Source organism: Alcanivorax sp. (assembly GCF_019431375.1).
GTDB classification, from domain to species: Bacteria; Pseudomonadota; Gammaproteobacteria; order Pseudomonadales; family Alcanivoracaceae; genus Alcanivorax; species Alcanivorax jadensis_A.
The window spans coordinates 3,201,544-3,214,197 of sequence record NZ_CP080267.1; the positions used below are offsets into that span (position 1 = coordinate 3,201,544).

A 12,654-nucleotide genomic window follows, 5' to 3' on the forward strand; every position below is an offset into this window, starting at 1 on the left:
GTTTGTGGGTTTGCTTTCTCGCAGCTCATAGCTCGTAGCTCGAAACGGATCATCACCCACAACACTTCTTGAACTTCTTCCCGCTACCGCAAGGGCAGGGATCGTTACGCCCCACTTTCAGGGCGGCCACCGACGGTGTGCCGTCCAGGTAATACCAGTGGCCGTTTTCGTGCACGAAACGCGAGCGCTCTTCGAGTACGCTCAGGCCCTGGCGATCCTTGCTGGTGGCGCGGAAATGGACCCAGCCGGTGTCGCCGTCTTCGCCGCCGGCAATGATCTCCAGGGCTAGCCACTGCTGGTGTTCATCCAGATCCAACCCAGCGGGACGCTGGCTCAGATGCCAACTGCGGGCGATGTAATCGGTATTCTTCAACGCAAAGGCGGAAAACCGCGAGCGCATCAGCGCTTCCGGTGAAGCGGCCGGTTTGCCCTGGTGCAGGGGTTGGCAGCAATGAGCGTAGTCCAGGCCAGATTGGCAGGGGCAGGCGGTCATGGGGTTTCTCCGCGAAAGCAATCGAACAGTGCCAGTAAATCCTGGCGCAAGCGGGGCAAATTCTCTCCCCAGGGATCATTCAGTACCAGCGCATTCATGGCGCCGTTGAGCAACACCGCCAGCCCTTCGGCACTGCCGGCAAACCGCAGGGCGCCTTCTTCCATGGCGTCGCGGATGCCCTCGCGCAGCAGCGGGAAGCTGTAACGCTCGTCCAGGGCCCGCCAGCGCTCCTGGCCCAGTACCGAGGGGGCTTCGACTACCAGGATGCGGCGCACATCGTCCCGGGCCATGAAATCCACCCAGGCCAGGCTGCCGGCTTTCAGGGTGGCCAGGCTATCGCGCTGGCCGGCCACGGCCTTCTCGATGGCCGCCATGGCCTCCTGGCTGAGCAGGTCACAGACCGCTTCGAACAGCTCCGCCTTGTTGCGGAAATGGTGATACATGGCGCCCCGGGTTACCCCGGCAGCGGACAGAATCATCTCCGTACTGGTGTCCGCGTAGCCCTGTTCGGCAAACAGGTGGCGGGCGGCATTGATCAGGCAGCCGCGGGTCTGGGCACGGCGTTGGGCATTGGTGGCCATGAATGTCCTCTTCTTGTTGACAAACAGACTATCAGTTTGTTTTTATCTTATCAAAGCAGACAGGTAGTCTGTTTTTTGCAAGGAGGCATCAGATGAAAATCAGCGACCGTTATCCCATCGTGGTGACCGAGCATAAAGTGGCTTGCCGGGATTTCTGGCAGCAGCATTTCGGGCTGGATGTGCTGTTCGACAGTGACTGGTTTGTGCTGCTGGGTGACGAGCAGCAGGGCAGTGTGGTGGCCTTCATGACGCCGGACCACCCTTCCGCGCCGCCGGGACCGGAAACCTTCGGCGGGCTGGGCCTGTGCCTGGAGATCGAGGTGGGGGATGCCCGTCAGGCGCTGGCGGAATTTCAGGCCAGTGCCGGTCGGGTGGAATACCCGCTCAGTGACGAACCTTTCGGTCAGCGTCGCTTCGGTCTGCGTGATCCTTCCGGATTGTGGGTGGACGTCGTGGAGCAGATCGAGCCGCAGCAAGGCTATTGGAATCGGTACATGCAGGCGGTGTGAGGGTGGTCGTTGGCGCTATGCTCGCAAAGCGCCAACGGGAGACGGCAACGCCTACAGGTTCAGCAGGTGCTGTTCGATGGTAAATACATGGCCGTCCTCAGCATCCAGTTCCCGCAGCGCCTATACTCCGGTTCAGTGTCACCGCCGGGGAAACCATGAAAGACGCGCGAAGAATATCATGCCGAGGGTCTGAGCGAAGAGAACCTCCACGAGGGATCCGTGGAGCAGGCCCGGCGCTGGGTGGATGGAAGCCATTGAGGCGGATCGCCATTGCCCAACGCCATGACCCGCCACCGTCAGTGCTGACGCCAGCCTTCCAGCCGAAGATTATTGCAGGATCGAGGGTATGGCTTTACCTTTTTCACCCATCACGACAGCCGCAAGGGGAGAGGAAATTGCCGCCAATGCCAGGGTGTCGTTCACTACAATCAGCAGCCCTTCGATCGGCAGATCGTGATGGGTGAAGCCAGCAAAAGTGGACGATAAGAACCATGATATTACTTTGGCCCGCGGCCTCTACGGCCAGTCAGATCAGCGCGGCCATTTCAGACCAGCCTCGCCAGCCGGGAATGGCTGGAAGCGAAGTGGAGGCCTTGTAGACGCAACATCCGCAAGCCCTGTCCCCCGCCCGGCCAACTGGGGCGGCTAATGATTGCGCCCACGGGAAATCCAGTTCTTACATGGCCGCCCAGTCGCTTGCATGATCGGTTTCGCTATCGTAAGCAGGCGACTTGAGCTGGTGCAGAGGCGGCTGGCGCTGTAAAGCAGTTAATAACAGTGAATAGTTACCAGCGGCGCGGATTGGCGTCTGCAGTTACCTGAAATACAGGCCGCGCTCATACTTTGGGCGCGGCCTCTTGCGTAGAAAAAATACAATAAAACCTGACTGGCTCTTCAGGAAAAGCAGCCTTCACTGTTCACTGTTCACGTTCACTGTCTACCGTTCACTGTTCACGTTCACTGTTCACTGTTCATCGCTCACTGTTTTCCTTCGCCAAATCGCTGCCAACAACGGTTCCGGAAAAGTGACGGTGTTGATACGAACAGCGCGACCGCAGGGCGGCCATGGTTACGTTTACGGCCAAGGCGACGCCCAGCCCGGAGTCTCATGCCCACTTCGATGGCCAGTGGCGCGCTTTTATCCAGGCGTAGCAGGCGAGCGATGCCGCAGCCACCGCTGCACCGAACGCCAGCCACCACGGCACAAAGATGGCGATGCCGGCTCAGCAATGTGCCCCTGGTTCAGGCCACGATAATCCCGATCACCACCACGGCGGCCAATGAAACGACCGAAAGACATCCTGCGCTGCGCCAGCTGGCGGGCAAAACGGGTATTGAGAAAGCAGCCCACGGTCACCGGCAGCAGCACGATTTGCAGCAACGAAATCAGCATGCCATCAATGGGTACCGAGCGCCTCCAGGATACACCCAGGTCAAAGCAACGGGGCGGCGGCAACCACCGCCACCAGCGTGGAGGCAAAGGTGATCGCCACCGACAGCCACATCCGCCCGGGCCAGGTAGGCGATCACATTAGACGCGGCACCGTTGTGCATCAACCAGCACCAGACCCACCAGCACCTGGGGCAGCTGCAAGGCAATGTTGACGGCAAACGCCAGCAGTGGCATCAGCCGTATTTGCAGCAGCAAGCCCAGGCCGATAATCCCGGTTGGCGCAGCACCCGCTGAAAATCCTCCCAGGTGAGCGACAGGCCCATGCTTGAACATAATCGAGCATCAACAATCGCAATAATGACGTCCTTGCCGCCGACCAGCAGGGCCTTGGTTGCCAGTAGGCCAGCAGGGAAAACAGCAGGCCCAGGGCGAAACAGTTGGTGGCGCGGTTGAGCATCATGGTGGCCTGTTGGTTTTGAGGTGCCCATTGTAAGCATTTCCACTCTCGGAAATGACAGCACGAGGTCGTACCACGTAAGCGGTGATTCACTATGAGGATCTGGCTGTGGTATTGCGGCAGTCGGGCTCCCAGGGCCATGGCTTGCTCGGCCGCGCTGGCGTGTTGTAGCCGCCGTGATCCGCCTCCGAGACCGCCACTGATGTAATGCCCATCTGCTTGAGGTGGTGGTGCAGATGGGGCATGGCAATTTCACCCCGGTTGGCGGTCAGCGCTTTCGCTCACCTCATAGGGGGCTTATTGTTCAGCGTGGCGATGTAGTTTCTCCAGCCGTCCAGTTCGGTAATGCTTTGTATGTCATTGACGGCCCAGGGCTCAGGATGAACCTTTAATCAGCGACTCATCTGACGGCTTCAGGCTGCCAATGCCCAAGGAGCAGGAATCAGCCCCTGACAAAACTGCCGAAGTATTCGGGTGGGCATTTGCCGCAGTTCGATGGGAATGCTGAGGTTGGCGCCACCGCCCTTTCATTGCGGATCAGACCGGGTTTGGGGGCGTTGTTTGCCAGGGCGTAGAGGCGATAGCAGGGAGCGGTGTGAGTGGTTTCCAGCAGCACCGTCACGCTCCAGTAGCTGAATACGAGCGCGCTGTGCGAGGTGGCACCGACCACGGCGCAATGCGACGGTGTCATCACCGCTTTGTTGGCGGAATCCGTTTCCGGTGGCGGCAGTGCTCTGGCCAGGCAATACTCACAGGCTGGTGCCGTTGCCAGCGCGTCTGGACCCGCCAGGGCATGTATCCTGCCAGGTCAGCGATCAGAGTGAAGCCACCGGGCAGGCCGTCATCACGGAAGCCGCCGGGTAAGGCCAGGGCGCACAGGTCCAGCAGATCGACGAAGTTGGTCCAGGTGCCCAGTTGGCTGTTCAGGTGATGGGGTCGTCTCAAACCGCGTCGCGGTGTAAATGCCCGGTGTCGTAGGCAGTAGGCGTTAATCCACCTCACAGAAACTGACTGGCGTTTGAGTTCGGCCAGTCGGTATTGGGCGCGAAAGCTGTCAACGGCGGTGTGAGGTGTGCGGCTGGCCTCGAGGATATCGCGAATGACTCAGCAGTACCGCATCCGGCTCCTTGTGGCAGGGCTTCAGTGACGGTGAAACGCTCGGCGACCCAGGGCCCTTGATAGAGCAGGGCGGCAGGTAGCATCCTGCAGCACCATGAGGTCCACGGTGCAATCGCCCGGCAGCAATGCGGCTGAGGCTTTCCAGTTGCTGCTCCCATAGCGCCTTTGCCTTGTGGTCACCGAACCAGGGCAGGTCGCTGGGTCCCAGCTTTGGCCGCGTGGGCAGTCCGTCATTTTTTGCCAGACGGCGCCGACGACTGAAAGCATCGTCGCTATCGAACAGGCCGAGGCGACGGTAAATGGTCCAGGCGTCCTCCACGTTCAGCGCAAACACGCTGACGCAGTCCAGGGTTCGGCAGGCAGGCACTACGCCTTTGGTGCTGATGGCGCCACGGGTGGGCTTCAAGCCGACGATATTGGTAAAGGACGCGGGCACCCGCCCGGAGCCGGCGGTGACGGTGCCCAGAGAGAAGGGCACCAGCCCCAGGCTGACGCTCACCGCCGAGCCGGAACTGGAGCCGCCGCTGAGGTAGTCATCGTTGAACGGATTAGGCTTTCGCCGCCAGGGCGAATTCCGGGTGTTCGGTACGGCGCCGCAGACGCTACTGGTGCTGGTGCCCCGGCACCCGGAGCGGTTCGATAGCGTGGCTCAGCTGGTCCGCCAGCAGGGGCTTGACCTGGCCCGGCGCAGCAAGCAGGACACCATCGCCGCCGCCACCCAGGTTTATCTGGCCGATACCATGGGCGAGTTGTTGATGTTGTTCGGGGTGGCGGACGTGGCCTTTGTGGGCGGCTCCCTGGTGCCGGTGGGTGGGCACAATCTGCTGGAACCGGCCGGCTGGGGAAAGCCGGTGCTCACCGGCCCTCACCTGCACAACTTTACTGCCATCTCCAATCTGCTGGATGACGCCGGTGCCCTGACCCTGGTGGACAATGCGGATGCCCTGGCCATTGCCCTGCAGGGCCTGTTCCGTCACCCGGAACGACGCCAGAGTCAGGGGCAGGCCGCCGCAGCGGTGGTGGACGCCAATCGTGGGGCGTTGGAGAAGGGACTTGAGCTGATTAGTGAACAGTTAACAGTGAATAGTTAACAGCGACGCGGAAGGACTTTTACAGCATTAAACGCAAGAGGCCGCGCCCATGCATTGGGCGCGGCCTCTTGGCTTTCAGAGCACTGTTGCGCTCACACGCGCAACTATTAACTGTTCACTGTTAACTATTCACTGCTCTTCAGTATCGTGTTTCCGGCACCAGCGCGTCGCTACGGCCTTCCAGGTCCGGCTGGTAGATGTTCAGGGTGTTGGTGTCCGAGAGCCACTGGTTGATGCCTGCCAGGTCTCCCTGCTGAAGGTCACCGGTGGTGGATTTCAGGGTCAGGGAGTTGATGATGTAGTCGTAGCGGGCGTTGGCGTAGTCGCGTTCGGCGGCGAACAGTGCCTGCTGGGCGTTGAGCACGTCCACCACATTACGGGTACCGACCTCGTAACCGGATTGAGTAGCTTCCAGTGCAGAGCGGGCGGACCGGATTGCCTGCTTGCGAGCGCTCACGCGCAGGGCATCGGATTCCACCGTGCGATAGGCACTGCGGGCCTGCTGAATGATATCGCGCAGGGCCTGCTGGTACTGGAAGACCGCAGCATCTGCACGCAGGGCGGCCTCCTTACGGCGGCTGTTCAGGCCCCCACCCTGGAACAGGGGCATGGTGACTTCAACGCCGATCTGTTTGGATTCGCTGTCCGGATTGACCCCGGTAGAAAACCCGGCAGCAGTATTGCCTTCAGGTGCCGTGTGAGAGTGCTGGTACTGGGCGACAAACTGCACCTGGGGGAGTTGGGCCCCCAACTGACGTTTGGCGGTGTTCTCTGTCAGCTCGGAGTTGTAACGAGCTGCCAACACTTGAGGGTTTTGGGCCTGGGCCTTGTCAATCCAGTCTGCCATGTTGGCCGGTTGCGGGCCTTGCATGGGTAATTCGTCTTTGAGTTCTGAGAGTGTTTCCCAGCGTTGGCCGCTCAGCGATTCAAGCTGATCGCGGGCGATATCATATTGTTGCTGGGCCACAATCAGGTTCACCCGGGTCAGGTCATAGGTGGCCTGGGCTTCTTCCACATCGGTGGCGGGCACCAGTCCCACATCGAAACGTTCCTGGGTCTGTTCCAGCTGGCGGCCAATGGCTTTTTCTTCGGCCTTGGCGGACACCAGGGTGTCCCAGGCGCGCAGCACACCGAAGTAACCCTGGGCCACGCGCAACACGAAATCCTGCCGTGCCTGTTCAAAATTGGCCTGCGCAATATCGGTGCTGGACTGTGCTTCCTTGTAGCCGTACCAGGCATCAACACGGAACAAGGGCTGCGTCAGTTGCAGTGTGGTGGTTTCAGTGCCGAAATCCTGCGTGACTCCCAGCTCCTCAAGTTTTCTCTCGTTGTCATAGCGGCCATAGCTGGCGGCCACGTTGGGAAAGAGGGCGGCTCGGCCCTGTACCAGCAGTTGCTGATCCGCGTCCCAGCTCATACGAGCGGCCCGCCAGGTGCCGTCGTAGCTCCAGGCGGCGTTGGCGACATCCACCAGATCGGCGGCGTGGACGGAGCTGGCCAGTGAGGTCAGCATGAGAACGAGGATCTTGGTTGGGCTGCGCTTCATTCTGGTGCACTCTTTCCTGGGTGAGTTTGGTCATTATAGTACTGGCTGGTACAGAAAATTGATACGGTTTCTGTCACACCGGTGTCGCGGTTGTTTGGCCGATAGGCGCTGGCGTATAGTGTCCGCCATTCCTGTCTTTTCCCATGTATTCTGGAGGCCGACGTGCCAGACGATCAGCGCCCCGTCACCGCTAAACCCATTGATGAATCCTGCCAGCCTATCGCCGGTTCGCAAAAAATTTATGTTACCGGCTCTCGCCCGGACATTCGTGTCCCCATGCGAGAAATTCGCCAGAGTCCGACCCCGCTGGCAGACGGAAAGTTCGAGGATAACCCGCCGGTTACCGTCTACGATACCTCGGGCCCCTACACCGACCCGGATGTGACCATCGATGTGCGGCAGGGGTTGGCGCCAATTCGCCTGAACTGGATTCAGGAGCGGAATGATACCGAGCAACTGGAGGGTTTGACCAGTGTCTACGGGCGCAAACGTGCCAATGACCTGAAAACCGCCGGTTTGCGTTTCCAGCACACCCGTATCCCGCGCCGGGCTAAATCAGGCAAGAATGTGACCCAGATGCACTATGCCCGCCAGGGCATCATCACCCCGGAAATGGAATTTATCGCCATCCGCGAGAACCAGCGGTTGCGTGAACACCGGGAAGCGGGACTGCCCATGGATCAGCATCCGGGGCAGGATTTCGGAGCCAGCATCCCGGCGGAAATTACCCCGGAATTTGTTCGTGACGAAGTGGCCCGGGGACGGGCGGTGATTCCGGTGAATATCAACCACCCGGAAATCGAGCCGATGATCATCGGCCGTAACTTCCTCACCAAGATCAATGCCAACATCGGTAATTCGGCGGTGACCTCTTCCATTGAGGAGGAAGTGTCCAAGATGACCTGGGCCACCCGCTGGGGCGGCGATACGGTGATGGATCTGTCCACCGGCGACAATATCCATGAAACCCGCGAGTGGATCCTGCGCAACTCGCCGGTGCCCATCGGCACCGTACCGATCTACCAGGCACTGGAGAAGGTCAACGGTGTGGCTGAAGACCTGACCTGGGAAATCTTCCGCGACACCCTGATCGAGCAGGCCGAGCAGGGGGTGAGCTACTTCACCATCCACGCCGGCGTTCTGCTGCGCTACGTGCCGATGACCGCCAACCGGGTCACCGGTATTGTCTCCCGCGGCGGTTCGATCATGGCCAAGTGGTGCCTGGCGCACCATAAAGAGAGCTTCCTCTACACCCATTTCGAAGACATCTGCGAGATCATGAAGGCCTACGACGTGACCTTCAGTCTCGGTGATGGCCTGCGCCCCGGTTCCATTGCCGATGCCAACGATGAAGCCCAGTTCAGTGAACTGCGCACCCTGGGTGAGCTCACCAAGATCGCCTGGAAGCACGACGTGCAGGTGATGATCGAAGGCCCTGGTCACGTGCCCATGCACATGATCAAGGCCAACATGGACGAGCAGCTCAAGCATTGTGGTGAGGCGCCGTTCTACACTCTGGGCCCGCTGACCATCGATATCTCTCCGGGCTACGATCACATTTCCAGCGCCATCGGCGCCGCCATGATCGGTTGGTACGGCACCGCCATGCTTTGCTATGTGACCCCGAAAGAGCACCTGGGTCTGCCCAATCGGGAAGACGTGAAGGAAGGTATCATCACCTACAAGATTGCCGCCCATGCGGCGGATCTGGCCAAGGGGCATCCGGGCGCCCAGCTGCGCGACAATGCCCTGTCCAAGGCGCGCTTCGAATTCCGTTGGGAAGACCAGTTCAATCTGGGCCTGGACCCGGACCGTGCCCGGGAATTCCACGATGAGACCTTGCCCAAGCAGGCTCATAAGGTGGCGCATTTCTGCTCCATGTGCGGTCCCAAGTTCTGCTCCATGAAGATCAGCCAGGAAGTCCGTGAGATTTACGGCGATGGCAGGGAGCAGGTGGCGCAGGCGGATGCGGAAGCGGGTATGGAAGAGAAATCCAGGGAGTTCCGTGAAAAGGGTAGCGCCCTTTATCATGAAGCCAATGAGTGATCTGAAGCCGCTGTTCGGCCCCGATGACGTGGAAGTGCTGGAACGGGACACCCCGTTTCAGGGCTTCTTTCGTGTCGATACCCTGACCCTGAGACACCGGCAGTACAACGGCGGCTGGGGCAAACCGGTACGCCGGGAGCTGTTCGTGCGTCCGCAGGCGTCGGCGGTGCTGCCCTATGATCCCCGCCGGGGTGAAATCCTGCTGGTGGAGCAGTTCCGGGTAGGGGCACTGGAGTGGCGGCAGTCTCCCTGGTGTCTGGAGTTGATTGCCGGCATTGCCGACAAGGACGGCGAAAGTGCCGCCGACCTGATTCGCCGTGAAGCCATGGAGGAAGCGGGCATTACCCTGGGCGAGATGGAAACCATCGCCGCCTATATGCCCAGCCCCGGTGGCACCAACGAGCGTCTGCAGGTGTTTGTCGGCCAGGCTGATCTGGCTGATGCCGGTGGTATCTTCGGGTGCCCGGACGAAGGGGAGGACATTCGTGCCCTGACCGTGCCGGTGGCAGATATTCCTGAATTGCTGGCATCCGGTCTGGTGGATAATGCGGCGTCCCTGATTGCTCTGCAGTGGCTGCTGTTGCACCGCGACCGGCTGGATGCGGCCTGGGGCGGGGTATGAAGCGCCGCGACCGCTACCGGCTGGATTTCCGGGCACTGATGAGCCAGTGCGAGGAAAACTACGCCCGCATGCTGCCGCTGATGAATGCCATGGGCGAGCGAGACAGCATGGACGTGGAGCTGGGCCATACCCAGCACACTCATACCCTGCAACTGCGGGTGCTGGAACGCTCTCCCTATACCACCACCGTGCGCCTGGAAGATCAGGAATTGCTGGATGTGCTGCCAGCATCACGGTTGACCGTGCGCCTGTATCACGATGCGCGTCTGGCAGAAGTTACCGAGGCGCGCCCCTTCCGTCGGGTCAATGCCCGCTATGCCTATCCCAACCGCCATATGCACCAGCGTGATGAGAAAGTGCAGTGGAATCGCTTCCTGGCCGAATGGCTCCGTCATGTCCATGATCATGGGCGTGATGCGGGCAACGATTGGCGCCAGCGGGTGACCGGTAATTCCTGACAGTCGCTGTAAAGAATTGCTAACCACGTCCTGATCTTGGACGTCTTTCCTAGAAAAGTGCCATCATCTTGGTTATAAGTGATCCATGAGCGTTGAGGGAATGCTCGGGAGAGCATTCGATGCCTCCCAAACGGGAATAATAAATCGAGGACGGGAGCGGGGATCTTGACGCAGCAGTTGCAGCCCCTTCGAGTAGTGCAGTTATCGGACTGCCATCTGTTTGCCGACACACAAGGCAAGCTGTTGGGCCTGAATACCCAGTTCAGTCTGGACAAGGTGCTGGAGCTGATTCGGCGTGAACAGCCCAGCCCGGATCTGATCCTGGCCACTGGAGATCTGTCCCAGGATGCTTCCCTGGAGTCCTATCAGAGGCTTGGTGAGGCTCTGTCATCTTTCACCGCACCGGTGTACTGGCTTGAGGGCAACCACGACAAGCCTGCCCCCATGCTGAAGGCTCTGGATTGTGATCGCGAGCGCATGAGTCCCTGTGTGTTGGAGATCGGCAACTGGACCATCGTCATGCTCGACTCCACCATACCCGGGGAGGTCCCCGGTGACCTGTTCGACGAAGACCTGAAATTTCTGGACGATGCCCTGGCGGCTGCCAATGGCGAGCATCTGATGGTGTGCCTGCATCATCACCCGGTTCCCATGGAGTGTGCCTGGCTGGACACCCAGGTGGTGGGCAGTGCCGAACAGTTCTTTGCCGTGATCGACCGCCACCCCCGGGTACGCGCCATTATCTGGGGCCATGTGCACCAGGAATACGATGAGCAGCGCAACGGCGTGCGCCTGCTGGCCGTGCCCAGCACCTGCGTGCAGTTCAAACCGAAAAGCGAAGACTTCGCCGTGGACGACGCCAACCCCGGCTACCGACCGTGCCCAGACCGAGAGCGCTGACGGTTAAGCCTGTGTTGCCCAACGGGCGCATGAAAGCCATGAAAGTTACCTTGTCATCGTGTTGTAGTAGCTGGCGGCGATAGCCAAACGTCGATAAAGAATTGATTACCAGAGGCACAGCGATCACTGAGAAAAAGAATCGGTCTTCTCGGTGTGCCTGAAGTGCCTCTGCGGTAAAAATGCTTTGATCCAGGTCTTGCTATCGCGCCGCCAGCGACGCTCCTACGGAGTATTTAAAAACAGCGATTGCCAGTACGGCACGCCCATGGGCGCTTGTTCCAGCGCTGCTGGTACCGTTAGCGGTGCCCCCGGTTCCAGTCCGCTCTTCTTCACCAACGCCATCACCCTGTCGCCCAGATCCCGGAGCCAGGGTGAGTTTGGTGGGCCAGGCGACGATCAGGTTTTGATCGCGATACCGCATGCGAGGCGTTGTCCGGTTTTACCAGCGCCTGCTGTTTCGGCTCGGCGCGGGTTACGTTGAGTACGGCGAATTGGGCCTGGCTGAAATCGAGCCAGGGAAACAGCTGTTTCAGTTCGTCGCGGCCAGCAGCCAGTTGTTCTTCATCGCTGCGCTCCACGCCCCGTTCCGCCAGGTCGCCGCCCAGATACCAGACCACCTTGCCGTCCGGGCAGTCGTGGGTGGTGACGGTGAGTACCGGCTTGTTGCTGGTGCCCACGCAGTGGGCGTAAAGGCGGTGGCCCAGATCGTGTTTGACCAGCAGCATTTTCAGCGGGCGTAACTGGCTGTGCTCGTCGGCCAGCAGGCTGGCTTGATGGGCGCCGTCCAGCAGCGCGGGGTTGCCATTGCCGGCGGAAAGAATGGTCAGGGCCGGCTCGATACGCTGGCCATTGACGGTCACCGCATTCAGGCCCTGCTCGCCCCACTCCAGAGTGTCGCGCTCCATGTCGAAAGCCAGCAGCCGTTCGCGAACCGGCGCGGCCAGGGTGTCGATCAGTGACTCGGTGTTGATCACCAGATCGTCCAGTTTGTAGACATTGCCCTTGAAAGCCTTGTCGGCCAGGGCGGAAGGGAAGTGGTCCCGCTTCAGTTTTTCGATGCGCCCGCGCAGCATCTTGCTGGCGAAAAAGTTGGTCATGCGCGAGGCGACCGAACCGCTGGACCACATGTGCTGGGTGTCACTGAGTACTTGCAGGTGGCGCAGGTCCACCGGGTCGTCGCCGGCCATGGCGGCGCGCCAGCGGTCCGGCATGGCGGCGATGGATTCCGATTCACTGGACAGGTTGCCGCCCAGGGCATACTTCAGGCCACCATGAATGATGCCCTGGCTGGCCAGGGTCTGGTCGCCGCCCAGGGTGGCGGTTTCCAGCAGCAGGCACTGGTAACCGGCCGCGTTGAGCCGGTTGATCAACCACAGGCCGGCAATGCCGCCGCCGAAGATCAGGATGTCGGGTTTCAGAGGGGAGTTGCTCATGGCTCA

General features: G+C 60.4%; 12 protein-coding genes and 2 pseudogenes. 7 read left to right on the forward strand and 7 right to left on the reverse strand.

The annotated features are described in order from the left end of the window. Window positions 1-52: 52 nt before the first annotated feature. Both KZ772_RS15010 and KZ772_RS15015 read right to left on the reverse strand, forming a co-directional pair. Entirely contained in the window at window positions 53-493 is a 441-nt protein-coding gene (locus KZ772_RS15010) for a YchJ family metal-binding protein (protein WP_290537323.1), read from the reverse strand. Beyond that, a complete protein-coding gene (locus tag KZ772_RS15015; protein ID WP_290537324.1) occupies window positions 490-1,074 on the reverse strand; it encodes a TetR family transcriptional regulator in 585 nt (194 codons plus the stop codon). The genes KZ772_RS15010 and KZ772_RS15015 overlap by 4 nt, the downstream gene beginning before the upstream one ends. Before the next feature lie 92 nt (window positions 1,075-1,166). On the opposite strand from KZ772_RS15015, the gene KZ772_RS15020 reads away from it, so the two are divergent. Further along, window positions 1,167-1,583 carry a VOC family protein gene (locus KZ772_RS15020; protein ID WP_290537325.1) on the forward strand — a complete coding sequence of 139 codons (417 nt, stop codon included), beginning with the start codon at window positions 1,167-1,169 and terminating at the stop codon, window positions 1,581-1,583. 189 nt (window positions 1,584-1,772) lie between these two features. Next, window positions 1,773-2,318 (forward strand): annotated as a pseudogene (locus KZ772_RS18635) (pyridoxine 5'-phosphate oxidase C-terminal domain-containing protein). A gap of 403 nt (window positions 2,319-2,721) precedes the next feature. Here the strand turns inward: KZ772_RS18635 and KZ772_RS15025 are convergent. The 3 genes and pseudogenes from KZ772_RS15025 to KZ772_RS18640 all read right to left on the reverse strand — a co-directional run. Further along, window positions 2,722-2,976 (reverse strand): hypothetical protein, encoded by a 255-nt coding sequence (locus tag KZ772_RS15025; RefSeq protein ID WP_290537326.1) that lies wholly within the window; start codon window positions 2,974-2,976, stop codon window positions 2,722-2,724. A 233-nt stretch (window positions 2,977-3,209) separates the two neighbouring features. Next, window positions 3,210-3,464, reverse strand: a complete 255-nt coding sequence (locus tag KZ772_RS15030; RefSeq protein WP_290537327.1) for a hypothetical protein — start codon at window positions 3,462-3,464, stop codon at window positions 3,210-3,212. Window positions 3,465-3,714: 250 nt separating this feature from the next. Next, window positions 3,715-5,102: pseudogene (locus KZ772_RS18640) on the reverse strand (amidase family protein); the annotation flags it as partial. Here KZ772_RS18640 and KZ772_RS15045 point away from each other — a divergent pair. Then, on the forward strand, window positions 5,092-5,643 hold the full coding sequence (locus KZ772_RS15045) for a hypothetical protein (RefSeq protein ID WP_290537329.1): 552 nt from the start codon (window positions 5,092-5,094) through the stop codon (window positions 5,641-5,643). The pseudogene KZ772_RS18640 and the gene KZ772_RS15045 sit on opposite strands and share 11 nt — an antisense overlap. 139 nt (window positions 5,644-5,782) lie before the next feature. On the opposite strand, the gene KZ772_RS15050 is transcribed toward KZ772_RS15045, so the two are convergent. Further along, window positions 5,783-7,189: a TolC family outer membrane protein gene (locus tag KZ772_RS15050; protein ID WP_290537330.1), complete on the reverse strand. Its 1,407-nt coding sequence runs from the start codon at window positions 7,187-7,189 to the stop codon at window positions 5,783-5,785. Window positions 7,190-7,351: 162 nt separating this feature from the next. Here KZ772_RS15050 and thiC point away from each other — a divergent pair, with 162 nt between their 5' ends. The 4 genes from thiC (at window position 7,352) to cpdA (ending at window position 11,215) form a co-directional block, all read left to right on the forward strand. After that, a complete protein-coding gene (gene thiC, locus KZ772_RS15055; RefSeq protein ID WP_290511606.1) occupies window positions 7,352-9,235 on the forward strand; it encodes a phosphomethylpyrimidine synthase ThiC in 1,884 nt (627 codons plus the stop codon). Beyond that, the gene (locus KZ772_RS15060) at window positions 9,228-9,857 is read left to right on the forward strand and encodes an NUDIX domain-containing protein (protein ID WP_290511607.1); all 630 of its coding nucleotides are present in this window, start codon (window positions 9,228-9,230) and stop codon (window positions 9,855-9,857) included. Before thiC ends, KZ772_RS15060 begins: the two co-directional genes overlap by 8 nt. Next, window positions 9,854-10,315: a DUF1249 domain-containing protein gene (locus KZ772_RS15065; protein ID WP_290511608.1), complete on the forward strand. Its 462-nt coding sequence runs from the start codon at window positions 9,854-9,856 to the stop codon at window positions 10,313-10,315. Before KZ772_RS15060 ends, KZ772_RS15065 begins: the two co-directional genes overlap by 4 nt. 165 nt (window positions 10,316-10,480) lie before the next feature. Next, window positions 10,481-11,215 (forward strand): 3',5'-cyclic-AMP phosphodiesterase, encoded by a 735-nt coding sequence (gene cpdA / locus KZ772_RS15070; RefSeq protein WP_290537331.1) that lies wholly within the window; start codon window positions 10,481-10,483, stop codon window positions 11,213-11,215. Between the two features lie 341 nt (window positions 11,216-11,556). Here cpdA and KZ772_RS15075 read toward each other — a convergent pair whose 3' ends face one another. Beyond that, window positions 11,557-12,648: an FAD-dependent oxidoreductase gene (locus tag KZ772_RS15075; protein WP_290537332.1), complete on the reverse strand. Its 1,092-nt coding sequence runs from the start codon at window positions 12,646-12,648 to the stop codon at window positions 11,557-11,559. Window positions 12,649-12,654 lie beyond the last annotated feature (6 nt).

Coding starts and splice junctions, on each gene's coding strand:
- KZ772_RS15075 (WP_290537332.1), bottom strand. CDS start 12,648: ATGAGCAACTCCCCTCTGAAACCCGACATCCTGATCTTCGGCGGCGGC.
- KZ772_RS15065 (WP_290511608.1), top strand. CDS start 9,854: ATGAAGCGCCGCGACCGCTACCGGCTGGATTTCCGGGCACTGATGAGC.
- KZ772_RS15010 (WP_290537323.1), bottom strand. CDS start 493: ATGACCGCCTGCCCCTGCCAATCTGGCCTGGACTACGCTCATTGCTGC.
- KZ772_RS15060 (WP_290511607.1), top strand. CDS start 9,228: ATGAGTGATCTGAAGCCGCTGTTCGGCCCCGATGACGTGGAAGTGCTG.
- KZ772_RS15015 (WP_290537324.1), bottom strand. CDS start 1,074: ATGGCCACCAATGCCCAACGCCGTGCCCAGACCCGCGGCTGCCTGATC.
- KZ772_RS15025 (WP_290537326.1), bottom strand. CDS start 2,976: ATGCTGATTTCGTTGCTGCAAATCGTGCTGCTGCCGGTGACCGTGGGC.
- KZ772_RS15050 (WP_290537330.1), bottom strand. CDS start 7,189: ATGAAGCGCAGCCCAACCAAGATCCTCGTTCTCATGCTGACCTCACTG.
- KZ772_RS15020 (WP_290537325.1), top strand. CDS start 1,167: ATGAAAATCAGCGACCGTTATCCCATCGTGGTGACCGAGCATAAAGTG.
- KZ772_RS15030 (WP_290537327.1), bottom strand. CDS start 3,464: ATGGGCACCTCAAAACCAACAGGCCACCATGATGCTCAACCGCGCCAC.